We start from the raw sequence: 13,655 nt of genomic DNA, 5'->3' as shown, positions 1-13,655 counted from the left end.
ACCATATTCGCAATTCCTACTCAAAATTGCTAACTTTCTTTTGTAACACTTTATTTAGCTGGTTTTACATTTATTAATACATAATATCAAGGCAAAAATGTATTGCCACCAAAAACATGTCAATTAAAGTAAATCTTTAGTCTCTTACTTCTTCTTTGTCTCTAAAGCATAGAAAAGACCCTAGCTCAAAGGCTAAGGTCTTTAAAAGTTGTTAAATCAACGATTATTTTTTCAAGTTATAGAATGATTTCAAACCGCGGTATTCAGCAACTTCACCAAGTTGGTCTTCGATACGAAGCAATTGGTTGTATTTAGCAATACGGTCTGTACGTGACAGTGAACCAGTCTTGATTTGACCAGCGTTAGTTGCAACTGAGATATCAGCAATTGTTGAATCTTCAGTTTCACCTGAACGGTGTGATACAACCGCAGTATAGCCTGCTTCTTTAGCCATTTCGATAGCTTCAAATGTTTCAGTTAAAGTACCGATTTGGTTAACTTTGATAAGGATTGAGTTAGCTGCACCTTCTTTGATACCGCGAGCAAGGTAGTCAGTGTTTGTAACGAAGAAGTCGTCACCAACTAATTGAACACGTCCGCCAAGGCGTTCTGTAAGAGCTTTCCAGCCATCCCAGTCATTTTCATCCATACCATCTTCGATAGTGATGATTGGGTATTTGTTAACCAATTCTTCAAGGTAGTCAATTTGTTCTGCAGCAGTACGTTTTGCACCTTTTTCACCTTCGAATTTAGTGTAGTCATAAACGCCGTCTGCATAGAATTCTGATGATGCACAGTCAAAGCCGATGAATACTTCTTCACCTGGTTTGTAGCCAGCAGTTTCAATTGCTTTGATGATTGTTTCTACAGCATCTTCAGTTCCGTCAAATTTAGGAGCGAATCCACCTTCGTCACCAACAGCTGTTTCAAGTCCACGTTCTTTAAGGATTTTCTTAAGAGCATGGAAGATTTCAGCACCCCAGCGAAGAGCTTCTTTAAACGTAGGTGCACCAGCAGGTACAATCATAAATTCTTGGAAAGCAATAGGAGCATCTGAGTGAGAACCACCGTTGATGATGTTCATCATTGGAGTTGGAAGAACTTTAGTGTTAAATCCGCCAAGGTAGCTGTAAAGCGGAACTTCAAGGAAGTCTGCAGCAGCACGAGCTACGGCAATAGAAACACCAAGAATAGCATTAGCTCCAAGTTTACCTTTGTTTGGAGTACCATCAAGAGCGATCATAGCACGGTCAATAGCTTGTTGATCACGAACATCATAGCCAATAAGTGCTTCTGCAATAACATTATTTACGTTATCAACAGCTTTTTGAGTACCAAGGCCGCCATAGCGTGATTTGTCTCCATCGCGAAGTTCAACTGCTTCGTGTTCACCAGTAGAAGCTCCTGAAGGAACCATACCACGTCCGAAAGCACCTGATTCAGTGTAAACTTCTACTTCAAGTGTTGGGTTACCGCGTGAGTCAAGGACTTCGCGAGCGTAAACATCAGTAATAATTGACATTATATTACTCTCCTTATGAGTTTTAATTTTTACATGTTAATAATACCACAAAGTTGGAACTTAGGCAAACCAAAAAAATTGTTGTTTGCAGCGCTGTCTTGGGAATTTTTTCATCTTGACTTCTTCTTAATTAAAGAAACGGCTTACAATTTGAAAATAGGACAGACACACATGATTGCTGTCTGTCCTACTCTCATAAACAAAAAAAGACCGCTCAATTCTTGAACAGTCAGTTTAAATCAAAGACTCCCTAAAATTTCTATCTCTTAATTTTTGTTGCCATCAGCTTAGATTGAGCGCGATCTTTTTTGGTAGACAGTCTGAGGAAGCCAATAGGCATTGCCAAAATTTACTAGGTAAGGAGCCGGTTTAGTGGCGGTGAAATAAATGCTGGCAGTAATTGTCTTACCAGGTTCAATGACATCCGGAATTTTTTTGTTAGCCGCATAGTGACTTAAATCAGCAATATCAAGATTGGTATCATAAATATAAAAATCTTTGGGACTGAACTGGATGGGTTCATTTCTTGTGTTTTTCACGCTTACGTTGAGGACGATTGTTTGATTGTCTTTTGATAAACCTTTCCCTTTAAGATTAGCATTTGTTTTAATACCTGTTACTGTTATTTCTTCACCTGTGTTTAAAACAGCACTTTCACCAAAAATGTATCGTTTAGTTTTATCTTTACTATAGTCCTTGTAAGTGTAACGACTGTGACTATCAATTCTGCGTTTAAGGCTTTTAATCTCTTTTTTCTTATTGGCAATCGTTCTATCCTGCATCTTATTCACTGCAGCCCACTTAGCAAATTCCTGCTGGTGAACTGCATAAAAAGTGCCCAAGATAAAGGTAACCAAGCAGAAGAAACCAGCCAGACTGCTAAAGACAATCCCTAGAATTTTCCAAACATTTGTTTTTTTCTGCATCTTCTTCTCCTAATATTTTTCGTTCTTTACTCATAATTATTTGATTTGTAATTATTGTCAATATAATCCAGAGCTTCTTTTTCCTTGTATTTTCTGATTGTTTTACGGTAGTCGGAAATTTTGTTTGCTTTTTCTTGAGATTGTTCAACCAACTGTTCAACATCTTGATAAGATAAAAGGTAAACAGTAGTCAATGTCACACTTGTAATGAAAAACAAACTGGTTAAAACAATGAAGACAATACTGAGAGTTTTCCAGACATCTGTTCTTTTTTCCATCTTCTTCTCTCCCTTTTTTGCTTCCGATTATACCACTAAAATTCCTGAAAAAGCAAATTCCCTTCAACAGATACATTTTAATCTGTAAAATAGTGTATAATTGTTATAAATGATGAAACGAGGTGGACAATGACTGATTTAGAAAAGAAAGTTCTGGAAAGAGCTAGTGGTGAACAGCGGCTGAATCCTGATGAACAGCGAAAGTATTTTGGGACTTTTGCTGAACGCTTAGTCCTAAGTATTCTTTTAGAAGATGCTGAAAATCAAACTATTTTTGAAGGTTTTGACGCTATTTTATCGGATCTTAAGGCAGCTTACGGCAAGTGCTACCTGAAGATTTCTCCTAAACTATCATTAGACTCTCAGATGAACTACATGAAAAAAGCACAGAAAGCTGAACTTTCTGCGACTATTGTTGATGAGGATAATTGTCAGTCACCCTTTGGCCTTTTGGTTCATACAGATAAAGCTGAGAATCTTGAAACGACTGATATTAGGACTCTTTATCCCCAGCTGCTCAGGCAAAGTTCTAAGGAGACTTCGCCAAAACCATTCTGGCGAAAATGGTTCTCTAAAAAATAAAAAGAGGACAGTAAAAATCTGATGCTGACTAATCGGTCTTGCAGCTACGAGCTTTTTTAATGGTCAGGCTTAAAAGATTGCCGATGTTACGAGCTGTCCGTTCAAGATTGAACCTTGCATCAGCTAAAGTGTTTTCCAGACTGTCAACTTTTGAAATAATGGGAAAAGCAGCCTGTATGTTTGCCGTGGGAAAGTCAGGCAAATCATCTGATAAACTGCCGCAAATCGCAATAACTGGAATTCCTTGAGGAGTTCGTCGGGCCAGCCCCACAGGAGCCTTGCCTGACAGACTCTGTCTGTCCATGCGTCCTTCGCCAACAATCACAATATCAGCATTTTTAACACGCTGATCAAAATCAAGAATATCTAAAATAGCATCAATTCCCGAAATAATTCTGCCGCCAGCAAAAGCAACCAAGCCTGCTGCCATGCCGCCGCCCGCTCCTGCTCCTGCTACATTCAAAAGGTTAGGAGCCGCTAGCTGATAAAATGCTGCCATTGCTTGATCAGCAGCTTGCAAGGAGTCTTGCGGTAAGCCTTTTTGCGGGCCAAAAACATAGGTAGCTCCTTTAGGTCCGCAAAGAAAATTAGTGACATCGGTGATAACAGTCACTTCCATATCTTTAATCAAGGGTGATACCTTACAGTCGGAAATATAAGCGACTTGGCTCAAATTTGCTCCTATTGCTTTTAGCTTTTTCCCTTGTTTGTCAAAAAATTCATAGCCTAGACCTGCTGCCATACCAATACCACCATCATTAGTAGAGCTGCCGCCTACACCAATCATTAGTTTTTTGATGCCTTGCTGAGCTAAAAACACTATCAGCTCACCAATTCCTTGATTACTGATTAATAGAGGGTCTCGCTGCTCCTCAGGAATCGTTTCAAGACCAGTTACTGCAGCCATTTCAAACACTGCCAAGTCATCTTTATAGGCGTACTCAACTGTCTGAGGCTGACCAAAAGGACCAGTTACTTTTTGAGAGGATTTTTCTAGATGCAGTCCCAAAGCTAGAGCTTGCAAGGTCCCTTCACCACCGTCGCCAATAGGAAAGAGCTCAAAATCAGCCTGAGGCAGCGATTTTGCGAGTCCTCTTTTGATGGCTTTTGCTACTTCCAGAGCTGGTAAAGATTCCTTGAATGAATCTGGGGCAATGAGAATATGCATAAAAATTCCTCCTTAAAGTATTATGACTTTATTATAACGTAAAACATTAAGATTTTCCTGACAGACTTTCTAAATATCGCTACAGTGAAAAGGAGACTGTATGTATCAGACAATTTTATTTGATTTGGATGGTACCCTGACCGACTCAGGACAGGGAATCCTCAATTCTATCCGCTATGCTTTGACTCAGCTAGATCGCCCGATTCCAGATGACCATCTGCTGAAGACCTTTATCGGTCCCCCTTTGAAAACCAGTTTTGAACAAACTCTGGGCATGTCTTTGGCTGAAAGTCAGGCAGCTATTGCCCTTTACCGAGACTATTTCAGAGAAAAAGGAATCTTTGAAAATCAGATTTATCCAGGTATTCCAGAACTTCTGGCAGACCTAAAAAGTCAAAAAAGACAGCTTCTTGTGGCCACATCAAAACCTGAAGTTTTCGCACAGCAGATTTTGGAGCACTTTGAACTCAGCCACTTTTTTGAAATTATCACTGGTGCTAGTATGGATAGCTCCCGCAGCAAAAAAAGCGATATCATCGCCTACGCTTTGAAAAATGCTGATACAGTAAATCCTGCCGAAACTATCATGGTTGGCGATCGCAAATACGATATCTTAGGAGCCAAGGAAAATCAGCTCGCATCACTCGGTGTCCTGTACGGATACGGTAGCTTTGAAGAATTGCAAGCTGCAAAAGCTGATTATATTGCCAAAAGTACAGAAGATTTAAGAAAAATTCTTCTTAGATAACAAAAAAAGAGCGAAACAGCAACATTGATTTCAAAAAAATCATAGTTTCTGTCTTGCTCTCTTTTTAGGAAATTTATGGAAAAGTTTTAAGATAATTATAAGATAACAAAGAAGACTTAAAATAATCTTAAGGCATTTCAAACAAGATTACTACTTTTCCTTGCCACTGCGAATGAGCTTGCTAACAAAAATGTTATGTTTGCCTTTCAAACACTTTGTAGGGACGGCCGACCTTAGTATAGACAGTATGGCTTTTAAGATAGTGGCGCTCTTCCAAATAAGAGATATATTTGCGGATGGTAACATGCGAAATCTGACAGCAGTCGGCCAGCTCCTGAACGGTAAAGGGAGCGGGGAGTTCCAAGATGGCTGTTTTTATTTTGCTCAGGGTCTCTAAAGAAAGTCCCTTGTCAAGTTCTGCTGTATTTTGGGGAGTATCGGCCTTGCTGCTTACAAGCTGGTCAATCTGTGCCTGCTCCACAGTGGCTTCGTTCAAGTTGGTCATTTGTCTGAGAAAGAGATTGATGCTTTGCTGGAAACGCTGATTAGTAAAGGGTTTGATCAAGTAATCAACCACACCTAAGTGAAGCCCTTCCTTAACGGTTTGGGCTTCATTGGCGGCTGTGATTAGAATGACATCGCTGTTGCTGCTGCGCTTGCGAAGGTCTCTGAGTAAATCCAAACCGCTGCCATCTCGCAAGTGAACATCCAGCAATATCAAAGCAATCTCACGTTTTTCAAGAAGTTCCTCAGCATCTTTCAGAGAATTAGCAGAGTAAATATTATCAAATTGCCCTCCCTTTTCCAGATAGTTGCGATGGATAAATTCTACCATGGGATCGTCTTCTATAATGAGTACATTCATACATTTCCCTCCTTGTAAGGCAATACTAAGACAAGCTGAATAAGGTCACCTTCTGCTTGCATGTCGAACTCTGCCTGATTTTCCTTGAGCATCTGCTTGAAAAAATGATTGTCGAACTGATTCTGCAGCTGTTCTTGTTGATCCTGCGGCAGGGTTAGAAAATACTTGGTCATCAGTTGATTGTCTTCATAGTGGATTGTTAGGGAAAGATTTCCCTGCAGTACCAGCTGCAATAGAACATGGTGAATGTAGCGGTAAACATTGATTAAAGCCTTGGTTTCTGTCTCGTTTTCATTGGCCGGAATTTTGGGTGAAATTTCAACCAAGAACGGTATTTTGCGCTCAGTAAATTTCTGGCGTTCACCATTTAGAAAACCCGCAATCTGAGGATTTTGAACTAAAAAGGACAGTTGGTGGGCAAACTCCTTGTCTGGCGTCAAAATATCTTCTAAATAAATTTTCAGCTCCTCGTAAGCATTGAGATCAGCCAAACCATAGATAACATGAAGACGGTTGACAAATTCGTGAGTCTGCGCCTGAAGCGAAGAGGCATAAGCTGTGGTATTGGCCAGCTGATCCATAATCAAAAAAGATTCAGTCGCATTTCGCAAAAAAATAATCCAGCCAATCAGCTTGCCGCTGACCTCAATAGGAGCGGAAGAAAAGATATAATCCTGACCCTTTTGACGATAGACTTGCTCTTTTTTATCTTTTAACATGTCTGCTGAAAAATCCGTTATCAACTGATCAACAGGCTTTTGCAGCAAACTGTCATCTTGTCCGCTGCTCTTTCGATAAAGCTCTTCAGCAGCAATATTGGCCAAGCTGATCTTATACCCAAGATCAATAACGATGATGGCATCCTTGGTCTGATCCAGCATGGCATTGCGCTCTTCAAAAAGACGGGAAAGCTCTCGCGGTTCCAAATTGAGGAGCTGTCTTTTGAGATAAAAGGCCAGACCTGTTGCAGCAGCAAATCCCACCATAATACTTAAAAACAGAGCCAATGAATACCCCTGTCGCGAGGTTCTGATAAGCGTGCTCAGTGAATGAACCTTAATTCCCAAGGCTACAACACCGATTTGTTTTTTCTTAGCATTATCCGCATATATAGGGACAAAGCCGCGCAAGGATTTGCCAAGGCTGCCCTGACTGACCGAAATGACTGTTTTCCCTTTAAGGGCTGGACGTTCGTCGCCTCCTTCAAAGTGTTTGCCGATTTTGCTCCTATCAGGATGGGTTAAGCGAATCCCACGCATATCCATCACTACTACAAAATCTAAACGGTGGATAGCTGCAATTTTCTGCGTATAGACTTCTGCTCTTTCATCTTTATCCTTGGTTAAAAGAGCTGTTTTGATTTGGGGGTCAAGAGCCAGCTGACGGCCCACAGAAAGCAAGAGCTCTTCTTGCTGGTGGCGAATGAGCTGCGAATGCTGGTAGAGTGTCAGTCCATAGAATAAAGAAGCCATCATCAGCAGCATCAGGATAAAGACCATGGTCAATAAATTTCTGAGAGTCAGTCCCTTCTTCATGCTCAAATCTCCTATTCTCGGATTGCTTAACCGACAGGCACCTGATAAGGCAAATATCTTTAAATTTCCCAGTTTTTCTGTGCCTTTTCATTAACTACATTTCATAAGGCAGAACAAGGCCGGCAAATGAATGCTTGAGTTTCCTATCCCCTGCAGTTCAAGCAGCAACGTCCCCTTGCTCTCCTTATATTTGTCCATTATTATACCATATCCGCCAAGCGGCAGCTGACCTTAAAAAAGTTGACTTACTTAAATTACTTAAATAATCTTAAGTTCAAAAAACATTTTCTCTATAATGAGGGTAATTCCAATCAATTAGGAGGAGAAACTTATGGCAAAAGAGAAAACAGCTGAAACGTCTCCAACGGTATGGGAAAAATGGATGAGCCGCCGTGTCGGTTCTGTTCCTCTGCCTGTCTACGCCGTCTTATCTCTCATTATATTAATAACAGCCCTGCTGCAGCAGCTCCCCGTCAATATGCTGGGCGGCTTTGCTGTTATTCTGACTTTGGGCTGGTTACTGGGAACCCTCGGTGCCAATATTCCGGTTTTGAAAAACTTTGGCGGACCGGCAATTTTTTCATTGCTGATGCCATCCATTTTAGTGTTTTTGAATCTGGTAAATAAAAATGTTTTGGATTCTGCTGATATTTTGATGAAGCAGGCTAACTTTTTATACTTTTACATTGCCTGTTTAGTCTGCGGCAGCATTCTGGGAATGAATCGTAAAATTTTGGTGCAGGGACTGATGCGAATGATTATTCCTATGATGTTAGGAATGATCTGCGCCATGGCTGTCGGTACGCTGGTAGGTGTTTTGCTAGGACAAGACTGGAAACATACCCTGTTCTTCATTGTCACACCCGTTCTGGCTGGAGGAATCGGCGAAGGTATTCTTCCGCTGTCGCTTGGTTACAGTGCGATTACTGGCATGGGAAGCGAGCAGCTGGTTGCTCAGCTGATTCCGGCAACGATTGTCGGCAACTTCTTTGCTATTATGTGTACTGCTATTCTGTCACGCTGGGGTGAGCGGCGTCCGGACCTTTCAGGCCAAGGGCAGCTGGTGCGGCTCAACTCTCAAGACGATATGGCTGATGCTCTCAAGGACAATTCCGGACCGCTTGACATCAAAAAAATGGGAGCCGGGGTTCTGACAGCCTGTACCTTATTCATTGTCGGTTATCTGCTACAGCATCTTACAGGTTTTCCGGGACCAGTGCTGATGATTGTTGCTGCTGCCGCTCTCAAATATCTCAACGTCATTCCAGCAGAAACACAGCACGGTGCTAAGCAGCTTTACAAATTTATCTCAGGCAACTTCACCTACCCTTTGATGGCGGGGCTTGGTCTTCTTTATATTCCTTTGAAGGATGTTGTCGGGGTTCTTACCCTACCTTACTTTATCATTGTTATCAGCGTTGTCTTCACCGTTATTTCAGTAGGATTTTTCGTAGCCCGTTTTATGAACATGTATCCTATTGAAGCCGCTATTATTTCGGCCTGTCAAAGCGGTATGGGCGGTACAGGTGATGTTGCCATCTTAAGCACGGCAGAGCGCATGAATCTCATGCCTTTTGCCCAAGTAGCAACGCGTCTTGGCGGAGCCATCACTGTTATTACCATGACTGCTATCTTACGGATTATCTTTTAATGATTCAACAAAAAATAGAAAAGAGGAGAAATGAATATGGCAAATGAAGATGTTAGAGAATTAGCCTTGCAGCAGGCAAGAGAAAAGGGCGGAAAATTAGAAGTGATTTCTAAGGTCAAAGTCGAAGACAAAAAAGATTTGAGCATCGCCTATACACCAGGTGTTGCGGCAGTTTCATCAGCTATTGCAGAAAACAAGGAACTGGCCTACGAATTGACAACTAAGAAAAATACCGTTGCAGTAGTCAGCGACGGCTCAGCCGTTCTGGGGCTGGGAAATATCGGCGCAGAAGCCGCTATGCCAGTCATAGAAGGTAAGGCGGCACTCTTCAAACGCTTCGCCGATGTTGATGCAGTGCCAATTGTTCTTGATACGCAGGATACCGAAGAAATTATCGCAACAGTTAAAGCCATCGCTCCAACTTTCGGCGGTATTAATCTGGAAGATATTAGTGCACCGCGCTGTTTTGAAATCGAACAGCGCCTCATTGAAGAATGCCCTATTCCGGTCTTCCATGATGACCAGCACGGGACAGCTATTATCGTTCTGGCAGCTGCCTTTAACAGTTTGAAACTGATTGGCAAGACCCTTGATGAGGTCAAAATCGTTGTTAACGGAGGAGGATCCGCCGGTTTATCCATCACGCGTAAGTTCTTAGCCGCCGGCGCCAAACATATTACTGTTGTAGACCGTACAGGTATCATCAACGAAGAAGACAGCAGCCTTCCTGCCCACCATGCCGATATTGCCAAGGTTACCAACCGTAAGCATCTCTCAGGTGACTTACAGACAGCCCTTAAAGGTGCAGACATTTTCATCGGGGTCTCTGCACCGGGTGTCCTCAAAAAGGAATGGATCAAAGAAATGGCAGACAAGCCAGTTATCTTTGCCATGGCTAACCCAGTCCCTGAAATTTTCCCTGATGAAGCTATCGCAGGCGGAGCTTATATTGTCGGAACAGGCCGCAGTGATTTTCCAAATCAAATCAACAATGTCTTAGCCTTTCCAGGAATCTTCCGCGGCGCCTTAGATGCCCGAGCCAGAAAGATTACCATTGACATGCAGATTGCCGCAGCACACGGCATTGCTGACCTTATTCCGGATGCCGAACTCAGCCCGACTAACATCATCCCAGACGCCTTCCAAGAAGGTGTAGCCAAAACAGTGGCAGCCGCTGTCAGAGAAAGTGCCACACAATAGAAGCACGGCCTCATGAACCTTTAGCAGCTGTTTAAAATAAAACAAAAATGACTGAAGCTGAACGGCTTCTCTAAGTTGGAAACTAAAAATCCAATTTAAAGAACAGCCAGCTTTAGTCATTTTTTATGTGTGTCTGTTAAACTTCAACCTATCTGCTAATTTTGTGATTTGGTGTACTTAATCTGCAAGTGCTTAGCCAATTTGCGGTAGGTAAATTTGGAAAAGTTAAATTCTTTAAGCGATTTGGTGATCTCTGAACTTTCCATAATCCAAAAATAATCAATCCTCTTTCCAGATTTGACAGGGATGATTTCATCTGGGTGTTGACCTAAAATCGTTAAACTCTTGACTTCTTTTTTATTGTGCCATCTACCAAAGTATAAGTCCTGCTCTGCCATGGCTGAAACATTTGCTCCCTGCATATATTTAAAGATGTGTTCTTCAGAAATACTATCACAGGCAGCATCATCACAGTCATATAAGTAAGGATCATCTAAGTAATCTTTTATAAAATATTCTTCCGCAGCAGGTTTAAAATATTTACCGTCTTTCATCTCCAGCGCATATACTGTAAAGTTCTTTGATTTGCTGGAAGTATAAAAATAATGGACAGTATCTCCTAAGTCTTTAATGTAAAAGAAATCTTTATCCCTTTGTTTCCTTAAAATGATTCAAAGCCTCGCTTTCAGTTGAGTACCAGCGACCATTTTCAGATGATTTTTTCCGTTCTTTATGTCTATTTACTGACTGATTGGATGACTGAGTAGAGCGGACACCAAGGGACTGAGGCATATCAGAAACATCTGATTTTATAGTAAAAACAGTAACAAGAAAGATAATGATCACTGTCATAACAGAAGCCAGACAGGTTAGCAGAATCTTTTTTAAAATCTTTTGATACTTGAGCATAAAAACAGCGCTAATCAGCATATTAAAAGGCAGAAAAGCCATTATAGCAATGACCAACACTTTCATCTGCATAGGCGAAGCATCTTTAGGCAAAAAATCCGTAACAGCATAAATCATCAAACTGACTAACAAGAAACCGCTCACAATAATCATACTTGCAGCCAGCCATTTTCTTAGTTTGGACCGTTTTCCCTTTTGCTTAACAGACATAGTTTTTCCTCTTTTCTATCAGCGAATTTCTGCCGGCAATGTCATAGCAGATGAATTTGTATAAACAGTTTAAAAACTAAGACTAGCAAACCTTGCTTTGGTATAAGCCGACAAATCATCTACTGTAAGCATATTATATTTTTCTTTGACTTTGGTAAAGAAATCAGCAATCATTTCCTTTTCAATAATATTAGTGGAAGGCTCATCTTCTCTTAAATCTCCTCGAGCCAACAGCCAAGGACTTTCCTCATGAGTGAATTTCTCCAATACCTTACCATTATAAACACTGAGATGCTTGATAATACTGTCCAGCAGCTGCATTTCCTGAGAAGTGAAATAACTACTGAAATCATAACTCTTTTCTGAAACAATCGGATTTCTGCCAAATTCTTGATATTTATTATAAATATCTCTGTATACAGGTCCGTGCACCCAGCTTTCACAATCACTCTCGAACATGAATTCTCCAGTAAAAGCATAAAAAAAGCCCTGAACATAGTAAAGCAGTTTTTGCAGAGCCAGAGGAGTTATCTCATTATTTTTAGACAGTAGATAATCCGCTGCTAAAGATTCTTTATCTACTCCTCCTGCTTTGATCGCTTCCTCGGCAGCTCTCATGCTTTTCTCATAAGCTATCGGTTTTAAAATATCAGATGCATCTTTTAAGAGGGACAAAAAATAATCAGGCTCAGCAGCAATCCTACGAAGCTTAGCTGAATAGTCTGCTTTAGGAATATCCCCCTTTAAATACCTAGGAACGGTATTAATTCCCCAGCCTAAAAGCTCTGATAAAGGCTTAGCTCCAATATTATATTTTTTAAGAATAGCTTTAATTTCAGCAATAGAAATAATATCGTTTTCCTTTTTAAAAGAAGCATAAAGAGCTGTTCTGTTAGCATTATCAATTTCTTCAACAAAAACAGGCCTGTTACAGTTATCGCAAAGAGCTTCACGACCCTTAAAAGTATAATTTTTTCCTTTTAATTTCCGCGTGAACTCGCGTTCTTCAACATGATAGGTCACATCATCTAAACAATGTTCACAAAAGACTCTTTTTTCTGCCATGATATACTACTTCAAAGTAAGCTTATTTTAAAGGTTATTTTGCAATTCTTTCAAATCCATTCCCATAACACTAAGAATTTTAGAAAAAGTAACTGTCTGAAATTGCTTTTCGTATCTTTTACACAGTTTAATAAAATCGCTGAAAAACGTTTTAAAGTATGATTTATCCAATACTACTTTTAAAAATAGGATGATAACAACTAAACGCTTATTATCATAGTTCTTAATATTGTAATAGGAAGCAATATTTACTAACCGTATATTTCTAAGATTAACATTGTAGAGTCGTTCATCGTGAGCACAAATATTCCTAGCAAGATTAACGGCTTTTAAGATAGATTCAAAATCGTGACTGCTTATTCGTAAATTATTCCCTGAATACTGTTTATTATATTTATTACCGTAAAATTTGGCAATTCTATTTTTCATTGAATCGGTCAAAATGTTATAAAAATGCGCAATATTACCTATGGTTAAAAAATTTACTAGAACCCACAGCGGAACCTCACCGTACTCTTCTATGTAATGTTTAACAGCCCCCGTTTTATCCACCTTATCATGAATCGTTTTCGTAAGAATCGAAATCTGCTGGAGCACCTTCTTAGGAGCATCGTCCACAAAGTTATCAATATCAAGATAGGCATTCTTTTTAGGATATTCTTGTGTAAATGTATGAGCAACTGTTGTTTTCAATGAGTTCTCAAAAATCAGAAGATATTTTAAAAATAGGGAACGTAATTCTCTATCAAACAAGAAAAGGTCTCGCAATTCATTAAAATGCGTGCCATCTAAATATTTTTCTGGTACAATGGGGCGATTATTGGCATCTTTTTTTAAAAATAAATCCTTATACCCATTGATGACATTATAGTAATTCTCTTGTTCTAAAAATCGTTTAGGTCTCCCATCTTTAGGAACAGTCATACCACGTTTACGGAGGATAGCTAGTTGTTGATTAAATGTCTTATGTTCTTTCATCTTTCACCCAAAAAAATA

The 13,655-nt window shown here is 40.2% G+C and carries 14 protein-coding genes; 4 read left to right on the top strand and 10 right to left on the bottom strand.

What is annotated here, in order from left to right; translation table 11 throughout:
- Positions 1 to 223: 223 nt before the first annotated feature.
- The 3 genes from eno to SCSH_RS09135 all read right to left on the bottom strand — a co-directional run bounded on the left by eno (position 224) and on the right by SCSH_RS09135 (position 2,726).
- Positions 224 to 1,522 (bottom strand): surface-displayed alpha-enolase, encoded by a 1,299-nt coding sequence (eno, locus tag SCSH_RS09150; RefSeq protein WP_057491612.1) that lies wholly within the window; start codon positions 1,520 to 1,522, stop codon positions 224 to 226.
- A gap of 287 nt (positions 1,523 to 1,809) precedes the next feature.
- The gene (locus tag SCSH_RS09140) at positions 1,810 to 2,448 is read right to left on the bottom strand and encodes a DUF4352 domain-containing protein (protein WP_057491610.1); all 639 of its coding nucleotides are present in this window, start codon (positions 2,446 to 2,448) and stop codon (positions 1,810 to 1,812) included.
- Between the two features lie 26 nt (positions 2,449 to 2,474).
- Positions 2,475 to 2,726: a hypothetical protein gene (locus SCSH_RS09135; RefSeq protein ID WP_057491609.1), complete on the bottom strand. Its 252-nt coding sequence runs from the start codon at positions 2,724 to 2,726 to the stop codon at positions 2,475 to 2,477.
- A 129-nt stretch (positions 2,727 to 2,855) separates the two neighbouring features.
- Between SCSH_RS09135 and SCSH_RS09130 the strand changes: the two genes are divergently transcribed.
- Positions 2,856 to 3,308, top strand: coding sequence for a YueI family protein (locus SCSH_RS09130; protein WP_057491608.1), 453 nt, complete (start codon positions 2,856 to 2,858; stop codon positions 3,306 to 3,308).
- A gap of 28 nt (positions 3,309 to 3,336) precedes the next feature.
- Here the strand turns inward: SCSH_RS09130 and SCSH_RS09125 are convergent, their stop codons facing one another.
- On the bottom strand, positions 3,337 to 4,476 hold the full coding sequence (locus tag SCSH_RS09125; protein ID WP_057491607.1) for a glycerate kinase family protein: 1,140 nt from the start codon (positions 4,474 to 4,476) through the stop codon (positions 3,337 to 3,339).
- A 100-nt stretch (positions 4,477 to 4,576) separates the two neighbouring features.
- On the opposite strand from SCSH_RS09125, the gene SCSH_RS09120 reads away from it, so the two are divergent.
- Positions 4,577 to 5,224, top strand: a complete 648-nt coding sequence (locus tag SCSH_RS09120) for an HAD family hydrolase (RefSeq protein ID WP_057491606.1) — start codon at positions 4,577 to 4,579, stop codon at positions 5,222 to 5,224.
- Positions 5,225 to 5,417: 193 nt separating this feature from the next.
- Here the strand turns inward: SCSH_RS09120 and SCSH_RS09115 are convergent, their stop codons facing one another.
- Both SCSH_RS09115 and SCSH_RS09110 read right to left on the bottom strand, forming a co-directional pair.
- The gene (locus SCSH_RS09115) at positions 5,418 to 6,089 is read right to left on the bottom strand and encodes a response regulator (protein ID WP_057491605.1); all 672 of its coding nucleotides are present in this window, start codon (positions 6,087 to 6,089) and stop codon (positions 5,418 to 5,420) included.
- Positions 6,086 to 7,624, bottom strand: a complete 1,539-nt coding sequence (locus SCSH_RS09110; protein WP_057491604.1) for a Spo0B domain-containing protein — start codon at positions 7,622 to 7,624, stop codon at positions 6,086 to 6,088. The genes SCSH_RS09115 and SCSH_RS09110 overlap by 4 nt, the downstream gene beginning before the upstream one ends.
- A 331-nt stretch (positions 7,625 to 7,955) precedes the next feature.
- Here SCSH_RS09110 and SCSH_RS09105 point away from each other — a divergent pair, with 331 nt between their 5' ends.
- Entirely contained in the window at positions 7,956 to 9,275 is a 1,320-nt protein-coding gene (locus SCSH_RS09105; RefSeq protein ID WP_057491603.1) for a 2-hydroxycarboxylate transporter family protein, read from the top strand.
- A 36-nt stretch (positions 9,276 to 9,311) separates the two neighbouring features.
- Entirely contained in the window at positions 9,312 to 10,475 is a 1,164-nt protein-coding gene (locus SCSH_RS09100; protein ID WP_057491602.1) for an NAD(P)-dependent malic enzyme, read from the top strand.
- A gap of 155 nt (positions 10,476 to 10,630) precedes the next feature.
- Here the strand turns inward: SCSH_RS09100 and SCSH_RS09095 are convergent, their stop codons facing one another.
- From SCSH_RS09095 to SCSH_RS09080, 4 genes are all read right to left on the bottom strand, one after another.
- Positions 10,631 to 11,029, bottom strand: a complete 399-nt coding sequence (locus tag SCSH_RS09095; RefSeq protein WP_057491601.1) for a hypothetical protein — start codon at positions 11,027 to 11,029, stop codon at positions 10,631 to 10,633.
- Positions 11,030 to 11,120: 91 nt separating this feature from the next.
- Complete coding sequence (locus tag SCSH_RS09090) at positions 11,121 to 11,594, bottom strand: hypothetical protein (protein WP_057491600.1); 474 nt, start codon at positions 11,592 to 11,594, stop codon at positions 11,121 to 11,123.
- A 69-nt stretch (positions 11,595 to 11,663) separates the two neighbouring features.
- Positions 11,664 to 12,659 carry a type II toxin-antitoxin system antitoxin SocA domain-containing protein gene (locus tag SCSH_RS09085; RefSeq protein ID WP_057491599.1) on the bottom strand — a complete coding sequence of 332 codons (996 nt, stop codon included), beginning with the start codon at positions 12,657 to 12,659 and terminating at the stop codon, positions 11,664 to 11,666.
- Between the two features lie 27 nt (positions 12,660 to 12,686).
- Complete coding sequence (locus tag SCSH_RS09080; protein WP_057491598.1) at positions 12,687 to 13,637, bottom strand: Abi family protein; 951 nt, start codon at positions 13,635 to 13,637, stop codon at positions 12,687 to 12,689.
- Positions 13,638 to 13,655 lie beyond the last annotated feature (18 nt).

Origin of the sequence: Streptococcus orisasini (genome assembly GCF_001431045.1) — a bacterium.
Taxonomy (GTDB): Bacteria; Bacillota; Bacilli; order Lactobacillales; family Streptococcaceae; genus Streptococcus; species Streptococcus orisasini.
The sequence above is the reverse complement of the archived record's forward strand: the minus strand, read 5'-3'. Positions and strand labels throughout refer to the sequence as shown.